We start from the raw sequence: 14,640 nt of genomic DNA, 5'->3' as shown, positions 1-14,640 counted from the left end.
TTATATGTGATAAGTAAAGTTATCAATTAATCTTGCTTTTTTAAAGTACACTGCCAATGCTACTAGGACATCCTCCTTAATCTCTTTTACCATCTCTAAACTTTCACTGCTTACCACTTCTATATAATCTATTTTAGCTAAATCTTCCTTTTCCATATTTTCCCTAATTAACTTTTTAATATTATCCGGATTTCTTTCTCCATCCTCTAATAGTTTTTTAGCCATAGAAAGAGATTTATTAAGCACTAATGCAGCCTTTCTTTCTTCTGGAGATAAATATATATTTCTTGAACTCTTCGCAAGTCCATCAGTTTCTCTAATAATTGGACATCCTACTACTTCAATATCAAAATTCAGATCTCTTACCATTCTTTTTATAACTGCTAATTGCTGAGCATCCTTTTCTCCAAAATATGCTCTATGGGCAGGTATAATATTAAATAACTTAGAAACTACAGTACAAACTCCTCTAAAGTGAGTTGGTCTACTACTTCCACAAAGTCCAGTGGTCAAACCACCTACCTCTACAAAAGTTGAAGCATCTTTATAATACATATCTTCACTTTCTGGATGGAATATTAAACTTGCTCCAGCATTTTCACAAAGTTTTGAATCCCTTTCTAAATCTCTAGGATATTTATCTAAATCTTCATTAGGTCCAAATTGAGTTGGATTTACAAAAATACTAACTACTACTCTATCATTTTCTGATACAGCCTTTTTAATCAAACTTTCATGACCTTCATGTAAATAACCCATAGTTGGAACTAATCCTACTTTTAAACCTTGAGCCTTCCACCCTTTAACTACTTCTCTTGCTTTTATTACATCATTTAATATTTCCATAATTTTACCTTCTTTTTAGTTTATTTTTATTAATTTACTCAGCACTGAGTTTACTTTTAATATAGTTTAGATATAACGTCTTCACTTATTTTAAATCCATGCTCTAGTGCTGGAAAAATTCCCTTACTTACATCTTCAATATAGGCTTTAAAAGCTTCTGTCATTGTAGCTCCTAAATCCGCATATTTCTTAACAAACTTAGGTGTAAAATCATTAAACATTCCTAACATATCTTGATATACAAGAATTTGCCCATCGCAACTAGCTCCTGCACCAATACCTATTGTTGGAATTGATATTTCTTTGCTAATTATCTCTGATAACTTAGCTGGAACACACTCTAAGACCACTGAAAATGCGCCAGCTTTTTCTACTGCTTTTGCTGCTTCAATAAGTTCTTTAGCCGCTTCTTCACTTTTTCCCTGCACCTTAAATCCCCCTAAGGAATTTACTGATTGAGGGGTTAATCCTATATGTGCCATTACAGGAATAGATGCTTTAGTTATAGCTTCAATTCTATCGCACATGTCTACTCCACCTTCTAGTTTTACACATTGAGCACGTCCCTCTTTCATAAGGCGTCCTGCATTAAAAACAGCGTCATAAACAGAAGTTTGATAAGACATAAATGGCATATCTGCAACTACTAAAGCATTTTCTGTTCCTCTTGCTACGGCCCTTGTATGATGAATCATATCCTCCATAGTTACTGAAATTGTATCCTCATAACCAAGGCACACCATCCCTACTGAATCTCCAACTAAAATACCATTAATTCCTGAACTATCAATAATCTTAGCCATGGAATAGTCATAGGCAGTAAGCATAGTTATTTTTTCACCCTTTGCCTTTGCCTCTCTAAATGTTATAGCCGTATTTTTCATTTTACTTTTCCTCTCCTAGAAATTCTTCAATCTCACTATAATCTCTATTTTTATTTTTTTTCTTTGCCACCTTTAACAAATTATTATTTAACATCCTATATAAAACTTTATCTTCCTCACTTAAACAAGCTATATGAGCCTTCATGGTAGATAAATCCCCTCTTTCCAATGGTCCTGTAAGGCTTTTTACCATTCCTGAAGATTTTATATTCTCTATATTATTGGTTATAAGAGGATATAAGGCTTCAATGGCTAAATCTTCACTAAAACCACACTGTTTAAGATAATTTACACCATTATTAATAAGCCCTAGAACCAAGTTACTGCTAATAACTGATGCTAAGTGATATAAACTCTTGTTTTCTTTTTCAATAATTTTTACAGAATTACCTAGAGAACGAAAAATTTCAGCTAATTTATCAATATATTTTTCATGCCCTTCAATAGTTATAAAAGCTTTTTTAAAATTTTTATAGGAATTATATTTGTCTGATATGGCAAACATAGGATGTATAGAATATGGGTAAGCACCAAACCTGCTTATATCTGAAAAGATTTCCGAAGATAACAAACCACTACAGTGGCATATTAATTTGTTTTTTATAGACAACTCTTTAAGCTCATTCCAAACCCCCTGAATTTCTCCATCTGGGGTAGTAATAAAAATCACATCACTTTCTTTCATTAACTCCTTTAAGTTTATGAAAGATTTTGTGCCAGTAAATTCTGCGGCTTCCTTTGCTGAGCTATGATTCCTACTATAATATCCAATAAGTAAGATACCATTCTCTTTAAAGTATTTTCCTAGTGAAAAACCAACCTTCCCGGCTCCAATGAATCCAAATTTTATAACAATCACTCCTCACTTTATCTGTTTTCTAAGTTAATATTAAAACAATACATAGATATTAACTGCAATTTAAAACTAAAAATCATGTGAAGTAATTTGTTATCTAAGTCTCATTCTAAAAGATATGAGCTGTCCGTAAAACTTTTCCTTTATAGCTATTTCCCTAGAGAATAATAGCTATATACAAATTAGAATATTATTTTTCAATCTATATTCTAATTTAAAGATATAATCAAATTATAGGTGCAGTTATTTCTATACTGCCCATAATTACTTATATCACAATTATATAAGTAATTCAATGTCTAGAAATTGTATTTTTTAGTTTTAAAATTCTATAAACACTCTCATTAATTCTTTTTTCGGTAATGATACCATTTCTAACAGCTTCTACTACTCCATTTGTTTTTCATTTGTTTTACACCCCTTTAATTTCCTATAATAAAATACACAAAATAAACCACACTAAAATTATATTCAAATTTATTTTTAGGAGGAATTCTTATGACAAAAGATAGTCAACCTGATAACAAGCAAGCTAGAATGGAAAAATGTAATTATCAAACACCAATTACGAGTGAGACGGGAAAAAATCACAATAGAACTGCTAAAAAGCACTCTATTAAGAGAGAAGGGTTTCAAAGCCCCCATATAAATTAAAATTATAACCTATCCTTAAGTAATGGGGAAATTCTCCATTACTTTTTTAATATATTTTAATATATTATTCTTTTATCACATATTAACACCTTTGTTCAACTGTAGTAATATATTTATATACGGAGGTGTATAAATTATGATTTATTTTGCTCATAGAGGTGCTAGCAAAAATTATCCTGAGAATACTTTGCTTGCCTTTCATAAGGCTATTATTGCAGGTGCAAAAGCTATTGAACTAGATGTTCATAAAACAAAGGATAATAAACTAGTAGTTATTCATGATGAAGATGTTGCAAGAACCTTTCAGGGTAAAGGACTTATAAAAGACTTAACCCTCGAAGAAATTAGTTCCTTAAAATCTAAAAATATTGATTATGAAAATAGCAAGTTATGCAAGATTCCGACTTTATACCAGGTCTTAGAGTTACTTAAACCTAGTAAAGTCCTTATAAATATAGAACTTAAAACTGATGTTATTCACTATAAAAATATAGAAAAAGACGTGATTGATTTAATAAAAAACTATGGTATTGAAAACCATGTATTACTTTCTAGTTTTAATCACACTTCCCTTGAAATATGTAAGTCTATAGATAAAAATATAAAATTAGGTGTGCTAATTGATAGAAAAATTGATAATATAATTGCCTATGCTAAAAATCTAGGTGCTTATTCTTTAAATCCTAATGTTTATTTAGTAAATGAGCCTTTAATCAAATTGGCTCATAATAATAACTTAAAAGTATTCACCTACACCGTAAATAAAGCATTTATAGCCAACCACCTTGATAAAATTGGATGTGATGGTATCTTTACCGATAACATAGAGAAATTTATTTAAGCATGATTTTAAGTTCAGTGGACAAAAGGAGTTAAATTACTTGCTTTAACACCTTTTATTATACTTTATATCAAATTACTAATTTAATACTCATAATTTTAAAAATAATTATAGAAGTACTTTTAATTATAATGGTATAATTATTTAGAGTCCAAAAATAATTATTGAAAAGGTTGTGATAAAATTGAAAACAAAACAAATAGTTTACAGTGGACTTTTAATTGCTTGTAGCATTTTACTTCCCCAATTATTTCATTTAGTGGGAGGTCCCGGTATTGGAACAACACTTCTTCCTATGCATATCCCAGTTTTAATTGCTGGATTTATCCTTGGTCCTATTACCGGATTAATAATTGGAATTTTAAGTCCTATTTGTAGCTTTTTATATACTGGAGGAATAATGCCTGCAATACCTATGTTATATCTTATGATAGTTGAGCTAGGTACTTATGGATTATTTACAGGTCTTATATTTAAGAAATTTAAATTCAACATATATGTATCACTTATTGTATCTATGATTGCAGGTAGAATAACTAGAGGTTTAGTTTTTGTCGTTGCTACAAAATTCTTGGGAATTTTTCTTCCTCCTGCTATGGGTATATCTATAGCAATAACTCAGGGTATTCCCGGAATAATACTTCAAATGCTAATTATCCCACCAATTCTCTATTTATTATGTAAGCTACCATATACTAAAAACTTAATGACTCAATAAATTTGGAGGCGTATTAAAATGAAAACCTGTATAAAAGCTTTACTTGAAGAATATAAATATAGCTGTATCCTTATGAGCAAAGAAAAAACTGTGATGACTTCCTTTGATAAAGGTGTAAGCCCTATATATAAATATATCAAAGAAAATGGAGTGTCCCCTATACCATTACTAATGGGGGATAAAATTGTTGGAAAGGCAGTTGCTCTGCTGGCTATTTACGGCGGTGTGGAATATATCTACACAAAAATAATTAGTCAAGGTGCTATAGATATTTTAAATTCCCATAATATTGAATTTGACTACGAAGAAGTAGTTCCTTATATAAATAATCGTAAAAAAGATGGGCAATGTCCTATGGAAGCATCTTTGTCTGGCACAATAAATCCTGAAGAAGGATTTAATATAATTGATACATTTATTAAAAATAGATAATTAAAGGAGTGTACAAAATGATTTATAAACCCTATGGTAAAACTGGTAAAATGGTTTCTGCCCTTGGCTTTGGTGGAATGAGATTTAAAGATGATTGTTCCATTGAAGAAGGAGCTGAAATAGTTAGGTATGCAAATAGCCTTGGTATAAATTACTTTGATACTGCACCTAACTATTGCAAAGATAGAAGTGAAGATATCTTTGGAGAAGCTTTTAAAAACATGCCTGGTGAATTCTATGTATCTACTAAAAGCAGTCTTGGTAGTGAACCAGATGCAGATTCAGTAAGACGTAGAATAGAAAACTCACTCAAAAGACTTGGTATAGACAAAATTAACTTTCATCATATGTGGTGTATTATGGACCTTAATCACTATAAAAAAGTTATGGCCAAAGGTGGTCCTTATTGGGGCGCTCTTAAAGCTAAGGAGGAAGGCTTAATAGACCACCTAGTATTTTCTACCCATGCTTCTGGTGAAGAAATTAGAATTATGGTAGAAGAAGGTTATTTTGAAGGAGTAACCTTAGGGTACAACATTTTAAACTTTCCGTATCGACAAGAAGGTATTTTAGCTGCTCATCAGCATGGTCTAGGAGTGGCAACCATGAACCCCTTAGGTGGTGGCTTAATTCCTGAAAATCAAGAATATTTTTCATTTATAAAACAAAACCAAAATGAAAGTGTTGTACAAGCAGCCTTGCGTTTTAATGCTTCTCATGAATGTATTTCAGTAACTCTATCTGGTATGGGTAGTAAGGAAGAAGTTAAGCATAATGTAGATGCTGTTAAAAACCTTACTATTCTCAAAAACTCTCAAATAGAAACTTTAAAATCTTCTCTTAGGCAAGATATGAATCAACTATGTACAACTTGTCAATATTGCAAACATTGTCCTAAAGGTATTAATATTCCTAAATATATGGATTTGTATAATTATTACGTATTAAAAGGTATTAATGGTATAAAAGAAATGTATGAATCACTCTCTAAATATGGCGATATTGACTTTGAGAAAGATATGGCTCCTAGTGATTGCATTGGCTGTAAAAAATGTGAAACTCTTTGTACACAAAAGTTAAATATAGTAGACAGACTAGATTGGATTAATCGCAATGTGATTACTAAATAGCTATTTATAGTAGTTAGTTAAGTATTTTAGCTTTTAATTAAAAATATATGGATTTATTAACATTTCATTTAATAAATCCATATATTTTCTTTGTTATGTACTATAAAATAATAATCATAAACTTTTTATAATTTTATTAATCTCTTAACCTATTTTTATTAACAACGGTAGTATTTCTCCCCTTTTCCTTAGCCTCATAAAGGTTTATATCTGCTCTATGTATTATATCTTCCGTATTCATATCTAAATCTCTAAAGCCATATACTCCGAAACTACATGTTATACTAAACTTATTTCCTTTATATTCAAGGGTTGTTTCCTCTAAATTCTTCCTAATTCTTTCTGCAATAATTTCTGCTTTATCTTCATCCGTATCATTTAAAACTATTAAAAATTCTTCTCCACCATAACGTCCAATCCAATCACTTCCATTACTTCTAATATATTTTGAAGCAATTCTCGTAAAATCTTTTAATACATTATCTCCAACTATATGACCATAGGTATCATTAATTTCCTTAAAATAATCTATATCTGCCATTATAACAGACATAGATTTTTGTTCCCTTATAGATTTCTCAACATCAACTTCTAATCGCTCTCTTATGTACCTTCTATTATATACACCTGTAAGATCATCTATTAGGGTAGTTTCTTGTATATTTTTCAAAAACTTCTCAATAGATTCTGCATATTCCCTCTCTCTATCTATAATAGCTCCTCCTTTTGATATATCCTTAACTAACTCAACTATATAGGTTTCCTTACCAATATTTATAGGAGAAGCCATAACTAGAAAAATCCTGTTTTTGTTATACTCTATTTTGACTACAGTTTCATTACTTTCATATGCTTTTTTAGAAATACAATTTTCACATATACCATTCCTATCCCATAACTCATAACAGTGTGTATCAGTATTTATAATATTGTTATCTGTTGATAAAATTTTATTATTATTGGGATTAATTATTCTTATCATATCATATATATTTTTAAAGATTGAAAGTCGCTCTTTCACATCATCCATTATATCCATACTTCAAAACCTCCTTATTTAAAATATGGCTTCATTTGTTCTGTATTTTTTATTTTTCAGCTGTAATAAAGTACATCTATACATGTAATCCTAAAATATCTTTCATATATATTTTGAAAAAATGATCTAGAATATACTTCTATTTAACTATTCATCTATAGGAAGTACATCTATATATTTCTCTGATACATCATTTGTCAAACTTTCTACACTCATAAGTTTTTTATTAATCTGCTTAGTCCTTGTACCTACAAGCTTATCTAAATCTGTACTTGCTTGATTTAACTTTTTCTGTGTAGCTTTAAGCACCTCTTCAAATTTTCCAAACTCTGTTTTAACTGCTCCAAGTACATTCCAAACTTCACTAGATCTTTTTTCAATTGCAAGAGTCCTAAACCCCATCTGTAAACTATTTAAAAGTGCTGCTAAAGTTGTTGGTCCTGTTATATTTATCTTATATTCTCTTTGAAGAATTTCAACTAAATTAGTTCTTTTAACAACCTCTGCATAAAGACCTTCTATTGGTAAAAACATAATTGCGAAATCAGTGGTGTAAGGTGGGTCTATATATTTATCTCTAATATCCTTGGCTGATTTCTTTATAGCTGTTTCTAACTTTTTATAACCTTCTTCTATTAAACTTTGGTCTCCTGTATCATAGGCATCCACTAAATTGTGGTATACATCCAAAGGAAACTTTGAATCTACAGGAAGGTATACTACATCAGAGGTTTTATCCTTACCTGGAAGTCTTATTGCAAATTCCACATTATCTCTAGATCCCTTCTTAGTTACTACATTTATATCGTACTGTTCTTTAGTAAGAATTTGATCTAAAATTCTTCCCAATTGAATTTCTCCTAAGGTTCCTCTAGTCTTAACATTAGAAAGAACTTTTTTTAAATCTCCTACTCCCATAGCTAAGGTTTGCATCTCCCCTAGTCCTTTATGCACAACTTCCAATCTTTCACTTACCAACTTAAAGGATTCTCCTAATCTCTTCTCCAATGTGCTTTGTAACTTTTCATCCACAGTTTCCCTCATTTTTTCTAACTTATCCTCAGTAGACTTAAGCAACTCACCCTGTTTTTGGGATAAATCATTAAATTTTTCTTTTTGCAAATTATTAAACTCATTAACACTTTTAGAAAATTGATTTTCAAAGGATTTAAGTGATTTTTCTATAGTATTAGAATATGTATCTAGTTGATTCTTTTGAAAATTTGCTATTTCACTCATTCTACCTAAAATAGCTTCACTTAACCTTTGTATTTGAAGGTTCAACTCAATTCTAGCTTCTTTTTCACCTTTACGAGATTCTTCCCTATTTCTAGAGATTTCATCTCTAAAGGCTTTTTCTAATTTATCAACACTTTTATCTATATCTCCTACTCTTTGTTCTATATGTAAAATTGAATTCTCAATATCGGATGTACTGCCCTTTTGCACTCTGCTTCTAGAATCCTTTAATTTTAAAGTAAAATATATATTTATAATTAACAATATAATTACAATAACCAATAAAACTTCCATTACCTCATCCCCAATCTTAAAATTTATATAAGAATATTACTCTCAAATACCATTTAAAGGCTAAATAGAAAATTTTATCTATTTAGCCTTACATTTAAGGTAAAATAAGAAACATGAAAATATGTTCCCTTGGTCATTATATCATTTTTCAGTATAAAATTACAAATAGATTAAATTATTAAACTCTTCAATATTTTTTACTATCTATTTAATTTATATTAGATACTTTTCATAAGTACAATTTTAAACTCAGTACCTATGTCCACTTTACTTTTAACTTCTATATATCCTCCTTGGGCTTCAATAATTGATTTACTAAGAGATAATCCAATTCCAACAGACTCAGATTTTCCCCCTTTATAAAATCTCTTAAAAATATTAGGAAGATCCTTTTCACTAATTCCCACTCCATTATCCCTTATTACAATTTTTGTATTTATAGGATTTTCTTCAAGTTCTATATGAATTTCACCATTATAACTATGTTCTACACCATTCTTAACTATATTAATCAACGCTTCTCCTAACCATTTATCATCATAATTAAACATAAACTTATTTTTATTTTTATTTTTTTTATTAATCTCTTCTATATTGCTTATTACCGATTCTTCATACATATTACTTTTAAATACTATATTAACTTTATTTTCTGCTGCCATCATTGCAACATTGTCTATAACTTCATAAATAGTATTAACTAAGCTATTTTCCTTCATATTAAATTCAATTGCTCTTGCATCTACCTTGGCTAGCTTCAATATACTTTTTATAAGCCAATCCATACGATTTAATTGTGTCTTGCTATTTTGTAAGAATTTTTCCCTATTTTCTTCACTAATTTTCTTATTGCTTAAAATATCATTATAAATAATAAGGGCAGATAGTGGTGTTTTTAATTGATGAGATATGTCTGATAATATATTTACTAGAAACTCCTTTTCTTTTTTTAAATCTACCATCTGACTTTGTAAAACTTGTCTCATATTTTTAAATCCATAGGAAAGTTTTGCAAAATCTCCTTCCTTTTCTTCATAAAGATTTACATCATAGTTTTCTTCTAGTATTTCCTTAGAGGCTCTTGTCAAATTTCTTACTCTACTATATATACCTATATACTGAATATAATTTAATAATATTAGTAAACCTCCAAATGTACTACCTATAATTATAAATATAAATTTACTACTTTTAAAAGCTTCATTTATTCCATCTATATACATTATATTTATATTGTCTTTATAACCATAATTATCTATAATTTTTTCTCCTAATTTTATCTCTTCCTTTGTTGGCACCTTAAAGGCTGCCTCTACTAAATCCGCTTCAAGATTAGGAAATTTTTCTACCATTGTAGATAACAATGCAGCCCTGCCATCTATATATTGACTCTTTATGTTATTAAAATAAAAAGTAATCCACATATTAACGATAAATATAAATATTATAACTATAAATAATAACACTATGGAACTCTTTTTTAATTCTGGATTTATAAGCTCTTTCATTAATTTCTCCTACTTTCCATTAACAACTTCTTTTATCCACATATAGCCTAGTCCTCTTTTCGTTATAACATATTCTGGCTTACTAGGATTATCTTCTATTTTTTCTCTAAGTCTTTTTATATATACTGAAAGAGTATTTTCCTCTACATATGCTCCTTCTTCACCAAATAATTCCTTTAATATATGATCCTTGCTAAGTAATATTTCTGGACTCTGTAGAAATGCTAAAAGAAGCCTATATTCCTTTGCCGTTAATGATATCTTTTCGTTACCTTTGGATACTTCTGCACTAGATGTGTTAATAATTATATCCCCAGATCTTAAAGTTGTTATATTATTATCACCTTTGCCAACTCTTCTTAAAACTACACGGATTCTTGATAATAACTCCTTTACTCTAAAAGGTTTTGTTATATAGTCATCACCACCTATATCTAATCCCAAAATTATATTTACTTCTTCATCTAAAGCAGTTAAAAATATTATAGGTGTGTCCTTCTTTTCCTTCACGTATTTACAAAAGTCATAGCCGCTTCCATCAGGTAAATTTATATCTAGAAGTATTAAATCAAACTCCTCATTATTAAATTTTTCTTTTCCATTCTCTATAGAGCCCACTCTAAAAACCTGATATCCTTCTTCTTGAAGGGTATATTCTACTCCTAAAGCCAATGCCTCATCATCTTCAACTAATAAAATTCTATTCATTACATAACTTCCTCCATAAACAAATTTTCAAATTATTTATTAACACTATTTTATAACTTGCATTTATACCTTAATTTTATCATTAAAATCATATAACATTATAGGAATTTTAAAAAGCCTAGATTATAATTATATTAAAACAAAAATCCAAAGAATATTTCCTTGGATTTTTGCTTTATCTATTTCTTATTCTTATTTTAGAATAACTGTTTTATTTAATAATAGGTCTATATTATTTACTCGCCTCTTATACTATCAATAATATTTTGTTTACTCAATCTTCTAAGAGGTATTAATGCCGAAACATATCCCATAATAATTACAGCTACAATAGAAATAATAATACTATTCCATGGTAATGTGAATTTGAAATCCCTAATATTTGACATAGGATTATATAGTAGATATGCTAGTATAGTACCTGCTACTGAACCAATAATTCCTCCATATAGTCCAAATAATACACCTTCAAATGTTATCATTTTTCTCACTTGTTTCCTTGTCATCCCTATAGCTTTTAAAGCTGCTATTTCCTTATTTCTAAGAAGAATATTTGTAGTTACCGTATTTACAATGTTTACTGCACTTATTAAGGTTATTACTATTATAAATCCCATAAGCAATATACTCATTTGCAATTTATACGCCTTTTCACTTTTAGCAGATTCTATTTTATTATAATAGCCAATTCCTGCATTGGTATTTTCTATCTTTTTTAGCGATTTGTCTATTTTATCTAAATAGCTTTCATTCTTAATCTTTATTCCCACATCTGTAACTTTAAAGTTTTTCATCTGCTGCTGATTGCCTTCTATTATATTCTTAACAGTATTCTTACTTCCTATAACGTTTAATACTCCTTGATAATCTAAATCACTAAAAGGCTGAACATCCATAATTGCTGCTACTTTAACCGTCTTAAGCTCCTTACTATTAAAGTTCTCTTGTCCATCTGAATATTCCACATCACTAATTAGTATATCATCTCCTACTTTAAGATTAGCCATGGGTGCAATAAGACTTCTCTTATCTCCAAAGAATGTTGTTTCTCTAACTATAATTACTTCTCCATCCTTAAGATTATCAATGCTACCTTCCTTAATATATTTCTTAGCCACATTTAACTTATTATCTTCATAGGCTTGAAATACAACACTAATTTTCGATTTGTTTTTTCCATCAACTTTACTCTTGAATAAATCTTCATCCCTATTTTCTGCTGCCCACTGTCTTACTTCTTTAGGTATAGCAGAATCCTCAACAAATCCTTGAGTTAATATGAAATTATAATGTTTATAGACTTCACCTACCCCTGAAATATTTCTTAATTCTTCAATTAATTTATTATTTATAGCATCTAGTTTTTCAGTATTACCATTATCAAAAATGGTAAATGCAATGTCATTATCTTCAGTAACCTTCTCAGAAAAATTATTTGAGAACTTAGCAAAGCTCATAAAAGTTACAAATAAGGTTACACTTATAGCCATAGATAATACAGTGATATAAAATCTTCTTTTATTTCTCTTAACATTTTTTAGAGCCATGGCTGTATCTATTTTAAAGACTTTTCCTAGAAATTTACCACTCCTATTTCTCTTTTCTTTCTTAATTAAAGATTGATTACTTATAGCCATTAATGGCGAAATTTTACCTGCGCTTCTAGCTGGTAGATAAGCTGAAACATATATAGTTGCTGCTCCTATACCACTACTTAATAATAGTACAAATGGTGATGTTACTACTTTAAGGTTTGAAAACTCACCCAATCCTGACATCTTATTAAAGGTAAATGCAATACAATATACAGCCACTATTCCAAAGAATACTCCAAGAGGAATACCTATAAATATCATAATAGATGCTTCTCTAATTACTAAATTCATAATTTGTTTTTTAGTAGTTCCAATAGCTCTTAACAATCCAAACTGCTTCATTCTTTCTGCTATGCTAATATGGAAAGCATTATAAATAACCACTACTGTAGCCAAAACAACAATTCCTATAACAATGAAAACTATCATAAATAGAGATTTATTCATATCAGCATTACTAGACTCCCCTATAAGTCTTAGTAAATCTTTATTTTGTACTACTTCACTTTTACTACTAACAAGATTAGATACTTCCTTAATCACTTCTTGTTTATCAGCTTCATCCTTAATTTCAACTAATACTGTGGAATCGTCTTTCACATTACTATCATTCTTTATTAAATAAGCCTTTGATATTCCTTCACCTTGATTTTGCCAATCATCCTTGGCTATTCCAGATAATGTATAATCTTTTTCATCTCCATCTTCATCTTGTATTTTAATTATATCGCCTACTTTAACTTCTTCATCAAAATATCTAAGAATCCATCTTTCAATAACAACTTCATTATTACTCTTAGGTAATTGGCCTTCTTCTAAATTTATATTCATAAGTTTAAATGCAGCTTCATTTAAATAGTTAAGTTCAATGTTTTTATCCTTTATAAATGGAACAGCATTTTTACTAATCATAATCCCTAAACTATTAACATTTATATTAGTTTGAATCTTATTTATTTCATCTTCAGATACATTAGTTATAGCAACATGAAATGCCCCCATACTTCTCTTTGAATTTTCAATCATAGAATTCTGCACTGTTAATATAAAAGTACATATTGATGTTATAAGTGCTACTGACAATATTATTCCTATTATAGTTAATATTGTCCTTTTTTTATTATCCTTTAAGTATTTTCCACTTAAAGCTTTATAACTATTAATCAATGTTTCTTCCCCCTATGCCATAGTTTTGTCACTTTCAATTTTTCCATCACTTAAAGTTATAACTCTATCTGCTTGTTCAGCCACATTCCTATCGTGAGTTATAAGTATTAGAGTTTGATTATACTTTCTAGCGGTAACCTTTAAAAGCTCTATAACTTCCTTAGAATTCTTACTATCCAAATTACCAGTTGGCTCATCTGCAAGAATTATAGATGGCTTATTTATAAGTGCTCTTGCTATTGACACTCTTTGTTGCTGCCCTCCTGAAAGCTCTGATGGAATATGTTTTCTTCTATCTTCAAGACCGATCATAGATATAATTTCATCTAAATATTTTTTATCTACCTTCTCACTATCAAGAAGGGCAGGTAAAGATATATTTTCTTCTACATCGAGAATAGGCATTAAATTAAAGAATTGAAATATAAATCCTATATTTCTTCTTCTAAAGATACTAAGACCAGTTTCATTTTGTTTGTATATGTCTATATCATTTATAAATACTTTTCCACTAGTAGGTATATCTAATCCTCCAATTAAATGAAGTAATGTAGACTTTCCAGAACCTGAAGCTCCTACTATAGCTACAAATTGTCCTTTATCAATGCTAAAGCTAACATCATCTAAAGCACGAACCTGACTATTTCCTTCTCCATAATACTTCTTTAAGTTTTCAACTCTTAAAATCTCCATACATAATTCTCCTTCAATCTATATTAAAATTTTGTA

At 29.2% G+C, this 14,640-nt stretch carries 14 protein-coding genes; 5 read left to right on the top strand and 9 right to left on the bottom strand.

Translation table 11 applies throughout. The features are described 5' to 3' along the window. Genes panC through B3J31_RS16900 form a run of 3 tightly spaced genes read right to left on the bottom strand, consistent with a single transcriptional unit; the run spans position 1 to position 2,580 of the window. Positions 1-846, bottom strand: coding sequence for a pantoate--beta-alanine ligase (panC, locus tag B3J31_RS16910; RefSeq protein WP_346867730.1), 846 nt, complete (start codon positions 844-846; stop codon positions 1-3). A 56-nt stretch (positions 847-902) separates the two neighbouring features. Next, positions 903-1,730: a 3-methyl-2-oxobutanoate hydroxymethyltransferase gene (gene panB, locus B3J31_RS16905; protein ID WP_346867731.1), complete on the bottom strand. Its 828-nt coding sequence runs from the start codon at positions 1,728-1,730 to the stop codon at positions 903-905. A 1-nt stretch (position 1,731) separates the two neighbouring features. After that, complete coding sequence (locus B3J31_RS16900; protein WP_346867795.1) at positions 1,732-2,580, bottom strand: Rossmann-like and DUF2520 domain-containing protein; 849 nt, start codon at positions 2,578-2,580, stop codon at positions 1,732-1,734. A gap of 504 nt (positions 2,581-3,084) precedes the next feature. Between B3J31_RS16900 and B3J31_RS16895 the strand changes: the two genes are divergently transcribed. The 5 genes from B3J31_RS16895 (at position 3,085) to B3J31_RS16875 (ending at position 6,361) form a co-directional block, all read left to right on the top strand. Continuing rightward, positions 3,085-3,240 (top strand): hypothetical protein, encoded by a 156-nt coding sequence (locus tag B3J31_RS16895; protein WP_167402876.1) that lies wholly within the window; start codon positions 3,085-3,087, stop codon positions 3,238-3,240. A gap of 136 nt (positions 3,241-3,376) precedes the next feature. After that, positions 3,377-4,081, top strand: a complete 705-nt coding sequence (locus B3J31_RS16890; protein ID WP_150842878.1) for a glycerophosphodiester phosphodiesterase family protein — start codon at positions 3,377-3,379, stop codon at positions 4,079-4,081. Between the two features lie 184 nt (positions 4,082-4,265). Further along, positions 4,266-4,799 (top strand): ECF transporter S component, encoded by a 534-nt coding sequence (locus B3J31_RS16885; RefSeq protein WP_051824024.1) that lies wholly within the window; start codon positions 4,266-4,268, stop codon positions 4,797-4,799. An 18-nt stretch (positions 4,800-4,817) separates the two neighbouring features. Continuing rightward, the gene (locus B3J31_RS16880) at positions 4,818-5,231 is read left to right on the top strand and encodes a DUF1893 domain-containing protein (protein ID WP_346867732.1); all 414 of its coding nucleotides are present in this window, start codon (positions 4,818-4,820) and stop codon (positions 5,229-5,231) included. A 17-nt stretch (positions 5,232-5,248) separates the two neighbouring features. Continuing rightward, positions 5,249-6,361 (top strand): aldo/keto reductase, encoded by a 1,113-nt coding sequence (locus B3J31_RS16875; protein ID WP_150842881.1) that lies wholly within the window; start codon positions 5,249-5,251, stop codon positions 6,359-6,361. Between the two features lie 136 nt (positions 6,362-6,497). On the opposite strand, the gene B3J31_RS16870 is transcribed toward B3J31_RS16875, so the two are convergent. The 6 genes from B3J31_RS16870 to B3J31_RS16845 form a co-directional block, all read right to left on the bottom strand. Continuing rightward, the gene (locus tag B3J31_RS16870; RefSeq protein WP_346867733.1) at positions 6,498-7,400 is read right to left on the bottom strand and encodes a GGDEF domain-containing protein; all 903 of its coding nucleotides are present in this window, start codon (positions 7,398-7,400) and stop codon (positions 6,498-6,500) included. A gap of 147 nt (positions 7,401-7,547) precedes the next feature. Then, complete coding sequence (locus B3J31_RS16865) at positions 7,548-8,933, bottom strand: DNA recombination protein RmuC (RefSeq protein WP_346867734.1); 1,386 nt, start codon at positions 8,931-8,933, stop codon at positions 7,548-7,550. Positions 8,934-9,151: 218 nt separating this feature from the next. Then, positions 9,152-10,441: a HAMP domain-containing sensor histidine kinase gene (locus B3J31_RS16860; RefSeq protein ID WP_346867735.1), complete on the bottom strand. Its 1,290-nt coding sequence runs from the start codon at positions 10,439-10,441 to the stop codon at positions 9,152-9,154. A gap of 9 nt (positions 10,442-10,450) precedes the next feature. Next, positions 10,451-11,149, bottom strand: a complete 699-nt coding sequence (locus tag B3J31_RS16855) for a response regulator (protein WP_150842884.1) — start codon at positions 11,147-11,149, stop codon at positions 10,451-10,453. Between the two features lie 236 nt (positions 11,150-11,385). Further along, complete coding sequence (locus tag B3J31_RS16850; RefSeq protein WP_346867736.1) at positions 11,386-13,911, bottom strand: ABC transporter permease; 2,526 nt, start codon at positions 13,909-13,911, stop codon at positions 11,386-11,388. Between the two features lie 12 nt (positions 13,912-13,923). Continuing rightward, on the bottom strand, positions 13,924-14,604 hold the full coding sequence (locus B3J31_RS16845) for an ATP-binding cassette domain-containing protein (protein ID WP_150842886.1): 681 nt from the start codon (positions 14,602-14,604) through the stop codon (positions 13,924-13,926). Positions 14,605-14,640 lie beyond the last annotated feature (36 nt).

Origin of the sequence: Clostridium sp. UBA5988 (assembly GCF_002435615.1) — a bacterium.
GTDB lineage: Bacteria > Bacillota > Clostridia > Clostridiales > Clostridiaceae > Clostridium_J > Clostridium_J sulfidigenes.
The sequence above is the reverse complement of the archived record's forward strand: the minus strand, read 5'-3'. Positions and strand labels throughout refer to the sequence as shown.